Origin of the sequence: Delftia sp. HK171, from assembly GCF_001886655.1 — a bacterium.
GTDB lineage: Bacteria > Pseudomonadota > Gammaproteobacteria > Burkholderiales > Burkholderiaceae_C > Comamonas > Comamonas acidovorans.
The window spans coordinates 2,345,534-2,358,743 of the sequence record NZ_CP018101.1 but is presented as its reverse complement, the minus strand read 5'-3'; the positions used below and the strand labels follow the sequence as shown (position 1 = coordinate 2,358,743).

At 69.0% G+C, this 13,210-nt stretch carries 11 protein-coding genes; 6 read left to right on the top strand and 5 right to left on the bottom strand.

Annotated features, from left to right (window positions below; translation table 11 throughout):
- The first annotated feature begins 138 nt into the window (after nucleotides 1–138).
- Nucleotides 139–417, top strand: a complete 279-nt coding sequence (locus tag BO996_RS10700) for a PsiF family protein (RefSeq protein WP_043781210.1) — start codon at nucleotides 139–141, stop codon at nucleotides 415–417.
- A gap of 330 nt (nucleotides 418–747) precedes the next feature.
- Here the strand turns inward: BO996_RS10700 and BO996_RS10695 are convergent, their stop codons facing one another.
- Both BO996_RS10695 and BO996_RS10690 read right to left on the bottom strand, forming a co-directional pair.
- Nucleotides 748–1,977, bottom strand: a complete 1,230-nt coding sequence (locus BO996_RS10695) for a PepSY-associated TM helix domain-containing protein (protein WP_016449690.1) — start codon at nucleotides 1,975–1,977, stop codon at nucleotides 748–750.
- Nucleotides 1,978–1,995: 18 nt separating this feature from the next.
- Nucleotides 1,996–4,161 carry a TonB-dependent receptor gene (locus BO996_RS10690; RefSeq protein WP_071954706.1) on the bottom strand — a complete coding sequence of 722 codons (2,166 nt, stop codon included), beginning with the start codon at nucleotides 4,159–4,161 and terminating at the stop codon, nucleotides 1,996–1,998.
- 322 nt (nucleotides 4,162–4,483) lie between these two features.
- Here BO996_RS10690 and BO996_RS10685 point away from each other — a divergent pair, with 322 nt between their 5' ends.
- Genes BO996_RS10685 through BO996_RS10670 form a run of 4 tightly spaced genes read left to right on the top strand, consistent with a single transcriptional unit; the run spans nucleotide 4,484 to nucleotide 7,177 of the window.
- A complete protein-coding gene (locus BO996_RS10685) occupies nucleotides 4,484–4,894 on the top strand; it encodes a DUF2306 domain-containing protein (protein WP_013803596.1) in 411 nt (136 codons plus the stop codon).
- Nucleotides 4,895–4,928: 34 nt separating this feature from the next.
- Nucleotides 4,929–5,255 (top strand): 2TM domain-containing protein, encoded by a 327-nt coding sequence (locus BO996_RS10680; protein WP_071954705.1) that lies wholly within the window; start codon nucleotides 4,929–4,931, stop codon nucleotides 5,253–5,255.
- A gap of 29 nt (nucleotides 5,256–5,284) precedes the next feature.
- The gene (locus BO996_RS10675) at nucleotides 5,285–6,373 is read left to right on the top strand and encodes a sensor histidine kinase (protein ID WP_071957069.1); all 1,089 of its coding nucleotides are present in this window, start codon (nucleotides 5,285–5,287) and stop codon (nucleotides 6,371–6,373) included.
- 21 nt (nucleotides 6,374–6,394) lie between these two features.
- Nucleotides 6,395–7,177, top strand: a complete 783-nt coding sequence (locus BO996_RS10670; RefSeq protein WP_071954704.1) for a LytR/AlgR family response regulator transcription factor — start codon at nucleotides 6,395–6,397, stop codon at nucleotides 7,175–7,177.
- A gap of 24 nt (nucleotides 7,178–7,201) precedes the next feature.
- Here BO996_RS10670 and BO996_RS10665 read toward each other — a convergent pair whose 3' ends face one another.
- Nucleotides 7,202–7,975, bottom strand: a complete 774-nt coding sequence (locus BO996_RS10665) for an ABC transporter ATP-binding protein (RefSeq protein ID WP_071957068.1) — start codon at nucleotides 7,973–7,975, stop codon at nucleotides 7,202–7,204.
- 13 nt (nucleotides 7,976–7,988) lie between these two features.
- On the opposite strand from BO996_RS10665, the gene BO996_RS10660 reads away from it, so the two are divergent.
- The gene (locus tag BO996_RS10660; protein ID WP_071954703.1) at nucleotides 7,989–8,354 is read left to right on the top strand and encodes a hypothetical protein; all 366 of its coding nucleotides are present in this window, start codon (nucleotides 7,989–7,991) and stop codon (nucleotides 8,352–8,354) included.
- Between the two features lie 3 nt (nucleotides 8,355–8,357).
- Here the strand turns inward: BO996_RS10660 and BO996_RS10655 are convergent, their stop codons facing one another.
- Both BO996_RS10655 and BO996_RS10650 read right to left on the bottom strand, forming a co-directional pair.
- Entirely contained in the window at nucleotides 8,358–9,857 is a 1,500-nt protein-coding gene (locus BO996_RS10655) for an efflux transporter outer membrane subunit (RefSeq protein WP_071954702.1), read from the bottom strand.
- Nucleotides 9,858–9,880: 23 nt separating this feature from the next.
- A complete protein-coding gene (locus BO996_RS10650) occupies nucleotides 9,881–13,042 on the bottom strand; it encodes a multidrug efflux RND transporter permease subunit (RefSeq protein WP_071954701.1) in 3,162 nt (1,053 codons plus the stop codon).
- Nucleotides 13,043–13,210: the final 168 nt, after the last annotated feature.

The following is a 13,210-nucleotide window of genomic DNA, read 5'->3' as shown; positions in this document are numbered from 1 at the left end:
TGCCGGTGTCCTCCTGCCCGCCTGTCAGCGGCAATCGCAAACTTTTACAACGCGCGGCCCGCGACGTTGCTGCGCGCCCGGCACTGTGCTGCAATGTGGGTGCGCTGGACTTCAGCGCGCCTTCAAAACCATTCCATCATGAAAAAAATCGTTGTTCTGGCAGTTGTCTCCCTGGCCTGCAGCATGGGCATGGCCGCAGGGGACAAGGCTCCCACGGCCCAGCAAAAGCTGATGGGCACCTGCAACACCGAAGCCACCGGCAAGAAAGGCGACGAGCGCAAGGAGTTCATGAAGTCCTGCCTGTCCGACGGCAAGAAGCGCCAGCAGGAACGCATGAAGACCTGCAACGTGGACGCCACGGGCAAGAAGGGTGATGAGCGCAAGGCGTTCATGAGCGAATGCTTGAAAAAGGATTGACCCCCTGAGCGGCTGCGCCGCTTCCCCCTTCTCGCTTCGCGGAGGGGGACGACACCCTCGGTGCGGGGCGGCCCTTCCTCGGTGTCCCTCGCTTTGGGGCGCGCCAGTCGGGATGGCCTTGAGCCCGTCAAGCATTGCAAAAAGCCACCGTTTTCGGTGGCTTTGCTGTTTAGGCGGATAGTTTTCTGATTTGGCTATCAATGGAGCCGTGCACTACCGACAGCCGTTCAAACTCGCAGGGCTCAAGCGCGGGCAGCCGAGCAAGGGCCGCCCCGCAGTGAGGGCTGCGTCCCCCTCCGCGAAGCGAGAAGGGGGAAGCGGCGCAGCCGCTCAGGGGGTCATCTTCCTAGCTCTGCGTTTGCGCCACCAGATGATGACGCCGGTGATCGACAGGACGGCGACGAGCACGCCGACGAAGGACATGAGCACGCGGCCGGGGGTGCCGAGGATGCGGCCGCTGTGCAGGGGAAGTTGCAGCTGGACGAAGACGTCGGCAGCCGTGCCGTGCCAGGGGCGGTAGGTGCCCAGGACTTCGCCGTTGTCCGAGCTGACGTAGATGTTGGACAGGCCCATGCCCATGGCGCCGGTTTCGTCGTGCGGGTCGAAGAAGGAGATGTTGTAGAACGGGAAGTCGCCGCCCCACCAGATGCCGCCTGCGGGCTGGGCGAAGCCCAGGCGCTTTGCCTCGCTCTGGGCGATGGCGATGGCCTGGGCGAACGAGACCTTGGGCACGAGGAGCGTGCCCTGGGGCGCAGGCTTGAGGGTTTCGTAGGGGCCGGGCGTGGTGGTGGAGACGGTGCTCATCACCGGGTAGAAGACTTCGCGGTACAGGTTCAGCGAGAACGAGGTGAAGGCCACGATGACGATGACGGCCCAGACCCACAGGCCCCCCGCGCGGTGCAGGTCGAAGTTGAGCTTGTAGGCGCCGCCGCCCCAGCGCACGCGCCATGAGGGCAGCCAGCGGCGCCACCACGATCCCACGGCCGCCGTCAGGCGCGGGGCGCTTTTCCTGAGCTTGACGGGAAAGGTCAGCAGCAGCGCGACAAAGCTGTCGGCCACCCACAGCAGGGCCAGGCTGCCCATGAACCAGTAGCCCCAGCGGTCCGTGCCCCAAAAGCGCGGGGCCAGCAGGCTTTCGTGCAGGTGGCGCAGCCAGGGCATGAGGTTGCGCTGGCTGAGCGCGAAGCTGCGCCCGTTGCGCTGGCCGGTGATGTGGCCGCTGACAGGATCGACGAAGACCGTGTCATATCCCAGCGCAGGCGCCTGGCCCGTGGCCGGGTCGGGCCGGGGGCGCACCATGAACATGGCGGCTTCGCCCTCGACCAGGCCCAGGGTCATGTAGCTGATCTCGGCGCGCGGCTCGCTGGCCTGCACGGCGGCGGCCAGCTCCAGCGGGGTCTTCAGCGGGCCGCGTGCCGGGGTCTCCAGCATGTCGGCGTTGAGCCATTCGTCGATTTCATGGTCCCAGGACAGCACGGCCCCGGTGAGGCCGGCCATGGTGAGGAAACCGGCCAGCACCAGGCCTATCCAGCGGTGCACCACCGTCCACAACGCGCGCATGCTTCAGATCGCTCCGGCTCAGAAGTCCACCGATGCGCTCAGCGAGAAGGTGCGCGGCATGGACTGCACCAGGTAGTTGGCGCCCGGGTAGCCGCCCACGGACGACCAGTAGCCCTTGTCGAACAGGTTGTCGATGCGCGCGCGCAGGGTCAGCAGGCGGTTGTTGCCGATGTCCATGAGATAACGCGCGCCGATGTCGGTGCGCGTCCAGGAGGCCACTTTCAGCGTGTTGGCGCCGTTGGCGTACTGGCTGGAGGTGTGCATCACGCGCGCATTGAGGGCCAGGCCCGAGACGCCGGGCACATCCCAGTCCACGCCCAGGTTGAGCAGGCGCTTGGGCACGCCGATGGCGTAGTTGCCGATGGTGGTGGCATCGGCGGCCTCGCGGATCTTGGCCTCGCTGAAGGTCACGCCGCCCAGCACGCGCAGGCCCTTGACGGGTTCGCCGAAGACCGTGGCCTCCAGGCCGCTGTTGCGCTGCTTGCCGTACTGGCCGAAGACCTGGTTGGCCACATAGGCCGAAGGCATGTCCGTGGTGTACAGCGCCACCGTGGCGCCCAGCTGCTGGCCCTGCCACTTGAAGCCGATTTCCTTCTGGCGCGACTTGTAGGGCGCGAACACCTGGCCACCGTTGGACACGGGCAGGTCGTTGGCCGTCTGCGGCGCCACGGCGCCCTTGGTCAGGCCTTCGATGTAGTTGGCGTAGACCGAGGTGTTCTCGCTGGTCTTGAACACCAGGCCCAGCATGGGCGTGGTGGCCGACTTCTTGTAGTTGTCGGTCTGCGCGCCCGTGTTGTAGTCGTAGCTGCTTTGCTCGATGCTCTGGCGGCGCACGCCCACGGTCAGGCGCAGGCGCTCGTCCAGCATCGTCAGCGTGTCGCCGATGGCAAAGCTGTTGAGTTGGGTTTCGCCCACACGCGTGGGGTCGGCCAGGTTGCCGCCGAACAGCGTCATGGCGGGGCGCGCGCTGCTCCAGGGGTTGTAGATGTTGTTGACCACGCCAAAGCCCATGCCCCAGGCATTGCGCTCGGTGGCCGAGTAGGTGCTGGCCGTGGCCACCAGCTCGTGGCCCACGCTGCCCGTGGCCAGGCGCGTGCGGATGCCGACCTCGCCCGTGCCCACACTGTCCTTGCGCTTGTTGTCGAAGCGCGTGCCCGTGGTGTCGCCGGCCGCATTGCTCACGGTCACGCCGCTCAGGGAGTTGTCTTCCTTGCCGCGGCGCAGGCCGCCTGCGGCCCAGGCGGTGGTTGTGTCGTTGATGTCCCATTCGGCGCGCAGCGTGGCGAACAGGTCGCGCTCGGTGGAGTACGACCAGTTCTGGCCGTAGTTGGTCTTGTTGTCGGGCACGGCCGGAATGAAGCTGCCCGGCGTCACGCTGGGGCGGCCGCCGTTGTAGCTGTTGCGCTGGTAGCCCACGTCGCCCGACAGGCGCACGTTGCGGCTGCGCCAGTCCAGGCCCACGCCCAGGGCGGTGAGCGAGCGGTCTTCGCCATCCACGCCCGTGCCGCCGTCGCGGCGCACGGCGTTCAGGCGGATGCCGGTGCTCTGGTCAGGGCCGAAGCGGCGCGAGATGTCGGTGGAGACAAAGGCCTGGCCGCCCGTCTGGATGCCGGCGCCCACGCGCGTCAGTGCATCGTTGCCGGCGCGCTTGGGCAGCAGGCTGATGGTGCCGCCAATGCCGCTGCCGCCCGGTGCCGCGCCATTGAGGAAGGCATTGGCGCCGCGCAGCACCTCCACGCGCTCGAAGAATTCCGAGGCGATGTACTGGCGCGGCAGCAGGCCGTACAGGCCGTTGTAGGCGATGTCGTCCGAGTACACCGGGAAGCCGCGCAGCACATACAGCTCCTGGAAGTTGCCGAAGCCGCGCGCCTGGCGCACGCCCGGGTCGTTGAGCAGCACATCGCCCACGCTCTTGGACTGGGTGTCTTCGATCAGCTGCTGCGTGTAGCTGGTGGTGGAGAAGGAGGAATTCTTCCAGTCCAGCGTGCCCAGCACGCCATTGCGCGCGCCCGTGGCCACCTGGCCGCCTGCGAAGGGCTTGGACAGGCCCTGGGCCGATGCGTCGGCACTGGCCTCCACCGTCACGGCCTCCAGCACGGGGTCGCCGCCCCGGGTCTGGGCAATCAGGGCCTGCTGGCTGCACAGGCAGAGAACGGCCAGGGAAATCGGGCGGATGGAGGGCATGAGGATGATATTGAGAATGATTTACAGAATCCGTTAGCTTACCAACCACGTTAGGGCGCTGCTATGAATTTTCTCAATCTGTTGCATCGAAGCAATCCTCCAAGTGATTGAATTCAAAGGACCTTCGCAATAGTTTGTGCGCACTCCCCATAGCCGCAATCTTCCAACGACCACGGAGATCCCTGCAGCTCGCGGCGCCCCGATGCATCTGGCACCCTGCCGGCGACCGTCCGTCGCATGGCGCTGGCCCGGCCCGCGTCCGGCAGCGACAGTCCTGTCCCATACAGGCCCACCAACCCGGGCCGCACGCCAGGACACCGCCATGCAAATGACACCGCTGATCGCCATCCACATGAGCGCCGCCCTCGGGGCCACGGCCACGGGTGCCATCGCCCTGCTGGCACGCCGCCAGGCCGCCGTCCATCCCCGCCTGCACCGCGCGGCCGGCTACGCCTTCGTCACGCTCATGGTCTGCGCGGCGGTGTCCGCCTGCTTCATCCGCGACTACCGCCTGCCCAACTGGGCCGGCTACACGCCCGTCCACCTGCTGGTGCCGCTGACCTTTGCCGGCCTGGGCCGCTCGTTCTGGCACCTGTACCACGGCAACATCGCCGGCCACCGCAAGATCATGCGCAGCGTCTACATAGGCGCCTGCGTCGTGGCGGGCCTGTTCACCCTGCTGCCCGGCCGCTATCTGGGCGACCTGCTGTGGCAGCAGCTGGGCCTGGCCTGACGCCGCTTTCCTTCCCCCTGACGGAGAACTTCCCATGCGCACCCTCGATACCCTTGATCCCCGCGATCCCTCTGCCCGCCACGACGACGATGCCCTGGAGCGCATGGCGCGCCGCCGCGCAGGCGCCAAGATGGGCTGGATGATCCACGCCAGCGTCTATGTGCTGGTCAACCTCGGGCTGGCGGCGCTGTCGCTGTCCCAGGGCAGGCACTGGGCCATCTTCCCGGCCCTGGGCTGGGGCCTGGGGCTGGCCATCCACGGCGCCGTGGTCTGGCTGGCCCTGCCGGGCAACGGCTGGCACGGGCGCATGGTGGAGCGTGAGCGGCAGGCGCTGCAGTCACGCCAGGACCGTGCCCGCTGAGCGACGCCATGGGACTACCATTGCTCTCCATGCCCGACCTCGCATCCAACGCCCCATCCCAGCGGGCCGCACAGGGCCACATCGTGGAACGGACCACGCTGCTGCGCCACGGCATCGCAACGACCTCGGCCTGCGCCCTGATTGCCGCCGCATTCAGCCTGAGCAACCACGGCCGCTGGGACGTGAACCTCATCTACTCACTGTCGATCGGCCTGACCAGCTGGCTCACCATCGAACTGGGCCGCTGGCGCCTGACGCGGGGCCAGGACATTCCCTGGCCCGGCGGCTGGCGCGGCGCCGCGCTGGTGGTGGCCGGCATCGTGACGGGGTTCGTGATCGGGTCGCTGATCGGCACGGCCTACAGGCAGTGGGCCGATCCCGACGCCAGCACGGCCCTGATGCACCGGCTGTGGATACCTCTGGCCGTCACCATCGTCGCCAGCACGGTGATGTCGCTGGCCTTCTTCCTGCTGGGCTACTCGCGCCACCTGCAGATGCAGGCCGAGCAGGCCCGCCGCCAGGCGGCCGAGGCCAAACTCACCCTGCTGCAGGCCCAGCTGGAGCCGCACATGCTGTTCAACACCCTGGCCAACCTGCGCGTGCTGGTGGCCAGCGACCCGCAGCGCGCCCAGGCCATGCTGGACCATCTGATCGCCTACCTGCGCGCCACGCTGGGCGGCTCGCGCAGCACCGAGCATGCGCTGGGCGAAGAGTTCGCACGCCTGCGCGACTACCTGGCGCTGATGTCCATCCGCATGGGCCCGCGCCTGCAATACACGCTGGACCTGCCCGAGGATTTGGCCCAGGTACCTGTGCCGCCGCTGCTGCTGCAGCCCCTGGTGGAAAACTGCATACGCCACGGACTGGAGCCCAAGCTGGAAGGCGGGCATATCGCCGTGCGCGCGCGCCGCACCGCCGGCGGCCAGCTGGAGTTGACCGTGGCCGACAACGGACTGGGCCTGGACACCGGAGCGCCCGCCCTGCCCGGCAGCCGCTTCGGCACGGCCCAGCTGCGCGAGCGCCTGGCCAGCCGCTATGGCGACGCCGCACACTTCGAACTGGCCGCCCTGCCCGAAGGCGGCACGCTCGCCAAAATCACCATTGCCAACGCCGGTTGAAATGACCTCCTCCCCCGCGCCCTGATCGCCGAAGACGAACCCCTGCTGGCCGAGGACCTGCGCCAGGCCCTGGCCCGCGCCTGGCCCGAGTTGCAGATTGCCGCCATGGTGGGCGACGGCCTGAGTGCCGCCCGGCAGGCGCTGGCGCTGCAGCCCGATGTGCTGTTCTTCGACATCCGCATGCCGGGCCAGAGCGGCCTGGAGGCCGCTGCCGAACTGGCCGACGCCTGGCCCGAGGCGCAGCCGTTTCCCATCCTCGTCTTCGTGACCGCCTATGACCAGTACGCCATGGACGCCTTCGAGGCCCAGGCCGTGGACTACCTGCTCAAGCCCGTGCAGCCCGAGCGGCTGGCGCGCAGCGTGCAGCGCCTGCGCGAGCTGCTGGCCCAGCGCACGGTGGCCCCGGCCGGCGCTGCGCTGGCGCAGGCGCTGGAGCAATTGCGGCACCTGGCCGGTGCCACGGCCCCCGCCGCCGAGCCGCCGCTGCAGATGATCCAGGCCGGCGTGGGCACGCAGATCCAGATGGTGCCCGTGCACGACGTCGTCTATTTCGAGGCGGCCGACAAGTACGTGCGCGTGCTCACGGCCTCGCATGAGTACCTGGTGCGCACGCCGCTCAAGGAGCTGCTGCCCCGGCTGGATGCCGAGGAATTCTGGCAGGTGCACCGCGGCACGGTGGTGCGTGCGGCGGCCATTGCCAATGCCCAGCGCGACGAGGCCGGCCGGCTGTGGCTGCAGCTGCGCGAGCGAGCGGAAAAACTGGCCGTCAGCCGCCTCTACGCGCAGCGGTTCAAGGCGATGTAGGCGGCGATGTAGACGCCGGCTCCGTCAGCGCAGCGGCGGCTGATCGGGCAGGTCCAGCACGTCATCCCAGGCCACGCCCTGCATCTCGTCCCAGTGGGCGACGATCACGCAGCGGGGGCCATGCCCGGCCACGGGCGCAGATTGCTGGCCGGCCCGGTTGAGCCCCGCCAGCGTGCGCTGCACATGGTCGATCGATCCCCGGTCCAGCGCGGCCAACGGCTCGTCGATCAGCAGCAGCGGCACGCCGCTGGCCCAGCCCGCCGCCATCCACAGCTTGCGCAGGCTGCCCGTGGACAGGGCCAGCAGGGGCTTGTGCAGATGGGGCTCCAGGCCCAGGCCGTCGGCATGGGCCTGCCATGCCGACTCGCTCCAGGCCGGGTGCAACTGCCGCTGGGCCTGCACCCATTCCTGCGCGGGCCGGGCGCGCTCGGCATTGGACAGCTCGGCGCGCGGGTCGCGCCAGAACAGCGCGGGGCGCTGCGACGGGTCCGGCTGCTGCGGATACACCAGGCGCCCGCCCTGCAAGGGCAACTGGCCGGCCAGCATTTGCAGCAGGCTGGTCTTGCCGCAGCCCTCCCCGCCGCGCACCAGGCACAGGCCCACGGGCCAGTCGTGCGAGGCGCCATCCCACAGCAGCAGGCCCGGCTGCCCGAAGCGCAGGGACTGCGCGCTCACCATCGGCGGCGCCATCGATTGCTGTGCGGTGTCCATCTGAATGTCTTTCCGGTTCTGCGATGCGGGCGATTGTGCACGCGGCACAATGCCGGGCTTTCCCTTTTCCAACCACGCACTACGCATGCGGACCGCCACCATGACCCTCGACTACCTGGATTTCGACTACAGCGAAGACGACGAAGGCACGGGCTGCTGGGACGCCATGGCCAGCGTGCCCGCCACGCGCGTACCGGCGCTGGCGGCCGAGGTGGAGCAATTGCTGGCCTGGGCGCACCGCCGCTTCAAGGGCCGGCGCGGCCCCATCGAGGAAGGCGGCGACTGGGACTACGAGCTGCAGGCCCAGGACGACGGCGGCCAGCCGCTGGCCTGGCGCTTTGACGCAGCCACGGCGCGCCTGCAGTCCGTGGCGGCCGGGGATGGCCGCACCACAGTGAACCTGTCGATCAGCGGCAGCGCGGCCTTCGGCGAAGCATTTCGCCAGTCCTTCGAGCTGCAGGACTGAACATCAGCGCGCGACAGCCTGCGGCCCCTGCACGGAGGCCGGCCCCAGCGGCTCCCAGCGCCCGGCCACGTTCTTGAGCAAGGTGTTGACGGCGGCCAGCCGCCGGTTGCGCACATCGATCAGGCTGCGCCGCGCCGACAGCACCGTGGTTTGGGCGCTGAGCACATTCAGATAGGCCACCGTGCCCGCGCGGTACTGGTTGTTGACGACATCCAGCGCCTTCTGCGCGGCGGCCACGGCCTCGACCTGCACCTGCTGCTCGCGCGCCAGGGCGGATGCGGTGACCAGGTTGTCCTCCACCTCCTGCAACGCCGTCAGCACGGTCTGGCGGTAGGTGGCGGCGGCCAGGTCCAGCGAGGCACGCGCCGACTCAACGGCCGCCGTGCGCGCGCCGCCGTCGAACAGCGCCAGCGCCAGCGAGGGGCCCAGCGACCAGAACAGGTTGGGCGCACTCACCAGGTTGGACAGCGATGCACCCCGGTAGCCGGCCGTGGCCGACAGCGTGAGCGCCGGGAAGAAGGCCGCGCGCGCCACGCCCACCTGGGCGTTGGCGGCGGCCACGCGGCGCTCGGCCGCCGCAATGTCTGGGCGCTGCTCCAGCAGTTGGGACGACAGCATGGCCGGCACCTCGGGCGGCGGCGGCAGTTCGGCGCCGGCCTCCAGGCTGAAGGCCGCAGGCGGCAGGCCCAGCAGCGCGGCCAGCGCGTGCTCCAGTTGGGCGCGGCTGGTCTGTGCCTCGATGAGCTGGGCCTGGGTGCTTTTGTACTGCGCCTCGGCCTGGGCCACGTCGGCCGACGAGGCCACGCCCGCGCGGTAGCGGTTATTGGTGAGCTTCAGGCTTTGCTCGTAGCCCTGCAGCGTTTCCTGCAGCAGCCGCACGCTGGCGTCGGCCGCGCGCAGCGAGAAATAGGTCTGCGTGATCGATGCCTGGGCCGACAGCCGCGCGGCGGCCAGGTCGTCGCTGCTGGCCTGGGCGCTGGCCTGGCTGGCGCTGACCGTGCCCGACACGCGGCCCCACAGGTCCAGCTCCCAGCTGGCGTTCAGGCCCAGCGAGTAGTTGGTCGAGATGTTGCCGCTACTGCCGGTGTTGCCGGTGTTGCCGCCCGTGCCTGATGCACCGGAGGCCCCGCCGCTGCGCGAGCGCGTGGCGCCGGCCGTGCTGCCCAGCGTGGGGAACAGCCCGGCCTGGCTGCTGGCCACGGCCGCCTGCGCGGCACGCAGGCGCGCGGCGGCCTGGGCAATGCTCTGGTTGCCGGTGGCGGCCTGCTGCTGCAGGCGGTTGAGCTGCTCGTCGCCGAACAGCTCCCACCAGTTGTCGGGCACTTGCGCGCGCGACGGATCTGCGGGCCGCCAGATGCCGGCCTCGGCCGCCTCGGGCGTGGCTTCCTTGAACTGGGCCGGCACCTCGAGTGCGGGGCGCTGGTAGGCGCTCTGCGTGGAGCAACCGGCCAGCAGCGCGGCGGCCAGCCAGATCGCCGGGGAGTGAAGTGTCTTGAACTGCATCAGCTTGGGCTTTCGGATTCGGTTCACTGGGGTGATGCGGCTGGCACAGGGGTGCCACGGTCCTTGCCCTGCACACGGCCACGCAGGCCCATGACACGCTGGCGCAGCCTGTCCAGCAGTACATAGACCACGGGCGTGGTGTAGAGCGTGAGCAGCTGGCTCAGCATCAGGCCGCCCACGATGGCAATGCCCAGCGGCTGGCGCAGCTCGGCGCCATCGCCCCGGCCCAGGGCCAGCGGCAGCGCGCCGCAGATGGCCGCCAGGCTGGTCATGAGGATGGGGCGCAGCCGCAGCTCGCAGGCGCGGTAGATGGCCTGGGCGGCCGTGGCGTGGCCGGCGCGCTGCCGCTCCAGCGCGAAGTCGATCATCATGATGGCGTTCTTCTTGACGATGCCGATCAGCAATATCACCCCGATCAGCGCGATCAGCGAGAACTCCGTCTTGAACAGCATCAGCGCCATCAGCGCGCCCACGCCCGCCGAGGGCAGCGTGGACAGGATGGTCAGCGGATGCACCAGGCTCTCATAGAGCACGCCCAGCACCAGGTAGATGGTGATGATGGCCGCCAGGATCAGCAGCGGCTGCCCTGACAGCGCCTGCTGGAAGGCCCCGGCCGTGCCGCTGAAGCTGCCGCGCACCGACACGGGCACGCCCAGCTCGGCCACGGCCGCGCGGATGGCATCACTGGCGTCCGACAGCGCCACGCCCTCGGCCAGGCTGAAGCTGATGGTGCTGGCCGGCGTGCCCCGGTCGTGGTTCACGGCCAGCGGCGTGTTGGTGGTGGTGATGCGCGCAAACGAGGTCAGCGGCACCTGCACGCCCTGGTTGTTCACGAAGAAGAAACCGCGCAGCGTCTCGGGGCTTTGCAGGTAGCGGGGCGCGGCCTCCATCACCACGCGGTATTGGTTGAGCGGGTTGTAGATCACGCCCACCTGGCGCTGGCCGAAGGCGTTGTTGAGCGTGCCGTCGATCTGCGACACCGTCAGCCCCAGGCGCGTGGCCGCGTCGCGGTCGATCACCAGCGAGGTCTGCAGGCCGAAGTCGGACACATCGCTGTTCACGTCCGTGAGCTGGGGCAGTTGCGAAAGCACCTGGCGGATGCGCGGCTCCCAGGTGCGCAGGTCCTGGATATCGTCGGCCTGCAGCGTGTAGTCATACGAGCCCGAGCTTTGCCGCCCGCCGATGCGGATATCGCTTTGCGTGACCATGAACAGCCTCGCGCCGGGCTCGTTCTTGAGCTTGTCGCGCAGGCGGTTGATCACCTCGTCGGAAGACACCTTGCGCTCGGCCAGCGGCTTGAGCGACATGAACATGTTGGCCGCATTGCGCTGGCCGCCGCCCGTGAAGCCCGTCACGTACTCCACGGCCGGGTCTTCCTGCACGATGGACAGGAAGCGCTTGAGCCGCTGCTCCATGGCCTGGTAGGAGGTGGACTGGTCGGCCCGGATGAAGCCCATCACGCGGCCCGTGTCCTGGCTGGGCATGAAACCCTTGTCGATGGCCATGTACAGGTGCACGTTCAGCGCCACCACGCCGGCCAGCACCAGCAGCACCAGCGGCTGGTGGCGCAGGCACCAGGCCAGGCTTGCGCGGTAGCCGGACATGGCCCGCCGCTCGGCCCGGCCCACCCAGGCGCCGAAGCGGTCCCATGCGCGCTGCAGGCCATTGCGCGGCCGGCCCGGCTGAGCGACACGCTGCGGGCGCAGCAGCGCCGCGCACATCATGGGCGTGGTGGTCAGCGACACCACCATCGAGATCAGAATGGCCGCCGACATCACCACCGCGAACTCGCGGAAGAACCGCCCCACGATGCCGCCCATGAACAGGATGGGCACGAACACCGCGATCAGCGACAGGCTCATGGACACCACGGTGAACCCGATCTCGCGTGCCCCGTCCAGCGCCGCGCGCAGCGCGGTCTTGCCGCGCTCCATGTGGCGCATCACGTTCTCCAGCACCACGATGGCATCGTCCACCACAAAGCCCGTGGCCACGGTCAGCGCCATCAGCGACAGGTTGTCCAGCGTGTAGCCGGCCAGGTACATCACGCCGAACGTGCCCGCCAGCGACACCGGCACGGCCACGGCCGGAATCAGCGTGGCCCGGCCATTGCGCAGGAACAGGAACACCACCAGGATCACCAGCGCCACGGCGATCAACAGCGCCCGCTCCACCTCCACCACCGAGGCACGCAGCGTGGGCGTGCGGTCGGACACGATGGTCAGATCGATGGCCTCGGGGATGGACGCCTTGAGCTGCGGCAGCAAAGAGCGCACGCGCGCCACGGCCTCCAGGATGTTGGCATCGGGCTGCTTGAAGATCTGCAGCAGGATGGCGGGCTTGCCATTGGCCACGCCGTAGTTGCGCACGTCCTGCACCGAATCCGTGACATCGGCCACGTCCTGCAGCCGGATCGCATTGCCATTGCTCCAGCGCAGCACCAGCGGCGCATAGTCGGCCGCCACGCGCGCCTGGTCATTGGCGGTCACCTGCCAGTAATGGTCCTCGCGCTCCACCGCGCCCAGCGGCCGGTTGGCATTCGTGGCCGAAATGGCGGTACGCACCTGGTCCAGCGACACGCCATTGGCCGCCAGCTTCACCGGGTCCAGCTCCACGCGCACGGCCGGCAGCGCCCCGCCGCTGATGGACGCCTGGCCCACGCCCTCCACCTGCGACAGCTTTTGCGCCAGCACGGTGGACGCCGCGTCATACATCTGCCCGCGCGTCAGCGCGCTGGACGTCAGCGCCAGGATCATGATCGGCGCATCGGCCGGATTCACCTTGCGATACGTGGGATTGCCCGGCATGCCCGAAGGCAGCAGCGTGCGCGCCGCATTGATGGCGGCCTGCACATCGCGCGCCGCGCTGTCCACCGTGCGCGACAGATCGAACTGCAGCGTGATGCGCGTACTGCCCAGGCTGGAGCTGGACGTGATCTCATTGACCCCCGCAATCGCCCCCAGCGCCCGCTCCAGCGGCGTCGCCACCGTCGCCGCCATCGTGTCGGGGCTTGCACCCGGCAGGCTGGCCGACACCGAAATCGTCGGATAGTCCACCTGCGGCAGCGGCGCCACCGGCAGCAGGAAATACGAAACCGCCCCCGCCAGCGCCAGGCCGATGGTCATCAGCATGGTGGCAATGGGCCGGAAGATGAACGGCGCCGAGAGATTGGAAAGCTGGCTCATGATCCAGCCCCAAAAACCCCAGGCCGAGCGAAGCGATGGCCCGAGCAAACTCCCCTTCTGCCCGCGCCTGCGTCGTGGCGCTTGCGGGGTTGCAGTCCTGCCGAAGGACAGGACTGCTTCGTCATCTGGCTCGCCGTGATTGTCTGAACGCAGCGCGCCAGCGCGAAG

Bases quoted from the DNA above. Each gene is read 5' to 3' on its own strand.
- BO996_RS10685 (WP_013803596.1), top strand. From the start codon at position 4,484: ATGCAAATGACACCGCTGATCGCCATCCACATGAGCGCCGCCCTCGGG.
- BO996_RS10665 (WP_071957068.1), bottom strand. From the start codon at position 7,975: ATGCGTAGTGCGTGGTTGGAAAAGGGAAAGCCCGGCATTGTGCCGCGT.
- BO996_RS10655 (WP_071954702.1), bottom strand. From the start codon at position 9,857: ATGCAGTTCAAGACACTTCACTCCCCGGCGATCTGGCTGGCCGCCGCG.
- BO996_RS10660 (WP_071954703.1), top strand. From the start codon at position 7,989: ATGACCCTCGACTACCTGGATTTCGACTACAGCGAAGACGACGAAGGC.
- BO996_RS10690 (WP_071954706.1), bottom strand. From the start codon at position 4,161: ATGCCCTCCATCCGCCCGATTTCCCTGGCCGTTCTCTGCCTGTGCAGC.
- BO996_RS10680 (WP_071954705.1), top strand. From the start codon at position 4,929: ATGCGCACCCTCGATACCCTTGATCCCCGCGATCCCTCTGCCCGCCAC.
- BO996_RS10700 (WP_043781210.1), top strand. From the start codon at position 139: ATGAAAAAAATCGTTGTTCTGGCAGTTGTCTCCCTGGCCTGCAGCATG.
- BO996_RS10695 (WP_016449690.1), bottom strand. From the start codon at position 1,977: ATGCGCGCGTTGTGGACGGTGGTGCACCGCTGGATAGGCCTGGTGCTG.
- BO996_RS10650 (WP_071954701.1), bottom strand. From the start codon at position 13,042: ATGAGCCAGCTTTCCAATCTCTCGGCGCCGTTCATCTTCCGGCCCATT.
- BO996_RS10675 (WP_071957069.1), top strand. From the start codon at position 5,285: ATGCCCGACCTCGCATCCAACGCCCCATCCCAGCGGGCCGCACAGGGC.